We start from the raw sequence: 1,011 nt of genomic DNA, 5'->3' as shown, positions 1-1,011 counted from the left end.
CCGAGTCGTCACCGGCGGACTGATGGAACTGGCCCAGGTAGTTGAAGAGCACCTGGGCACGAGGCAGCGCGCGGAGGTGCTGGGATTGCTCATCGTCCGCCAGGTGGCGCAGCAGGCCGTAGCCGAGGCCCTTTCGGGGAAGGCGCCGCAGCGAGTCCCGCACCGCGCGCAACCGGCCGCCCAGGCTGGTCGTCCCCGAGACGTCCAGCGTCACGGGATACAGCGTGGTGAGCCAGCCCACCGTGCGAGACAGGTCCACGTCCTCGGAGAACGGCTCGCGGCCGTGGCCCTCCAACTCCACACGCAGGCGCGGCTGGCCCATCCAGTGTGTGAGGCTCTCGGCCACCGCCGTCAGCAGCACATCGTTGATGTGCGCCCGCCACGCAGCCGGAGTCTCCTGCAACAAGAGCCGCGTCTGGACTTCGTCGAGGGAGACCTCCACCGTGCGCGAGGAGGCCACGGAAGTGGCACCGCCAGCGCCATCCCTTGGGAGGGCAGGAGCCTCGAGTCGCCCCTCTTCCAGCCAGTACTTCCGCTCACGCGCGACATCCTCGGAGCGAGCGAAGTCACTCAGCTTCGAGGCCCAGGTCTTGAAGGACGTGGACCTGGGCGGCAGCGCCACCGGGCGGCCCTGTCTCGACTGCACATACCCCGCGCCGAGGTCCTCCAGCAGTGTGCGCCAGGAGACGCCATCCACGCCCAGGTGATGCACCGACAGCAGGAGTCGTGAGCCTCGCTCGGCTCCGAGGTGGAAGAGGGCGGCGCGCAGGAGCAGCCCCTCATCCAGCCTGTGGCTGGCGTGGATGCGGGAGGCTCCGGACTCCAGGGCCGTGGGCAGCTCCGCCTCGGGCACGGAAGAGAGGTCCACCTGCTCCAGGCGGGCAAGGGACTCCAGGCCGGTGAACTCCTGGTGCCAGGTGCCGTCTTGGCGGCGCGTGAAGCGCAGCCGCAGCGTGTCGTGGTGGGCGACGACCGCGCGCAGCGCCGCTTCCAAGCATGGGACGTCCACCG

The 1,011-nt window shown here is 70.0% G+C and carries 1 protein-coding gene; it reads right to left on the bottom strand.

Annotation, left to right across the window (positions count from 1 at the left end; all coding sequences use genetic code 11):
* On the bottom strand, positions 1–994 hold a 994-nt coding region (locus FJV41_RS49295), incomplete at its 3' end, for a condensation domain-containing protein (RefSeq protein ID WP_246137910.1).
* Positions 995–1,011: the final 17 nt, after the last annotated feature.

This window comes from Myxococcus llanfairpwllgwyngyllgogerychwyrndrobwllllantysiliogogogochensis (assembly GCF_006636215.1).
GTDB lineage: Bacteria > Myxococcota > Myxococcia > Myxococcales > Myxococcaceae > Myxococcus > Myxococcus llanfairpwllgwyngyllgogerychwyrndrobwllllantysiliogogogochensis.
The sequence above is the reverse complement of the archived record's forward strand: the minus strand, read 5'-3'. Positions and strand labels throughout refer to the sequence as shown.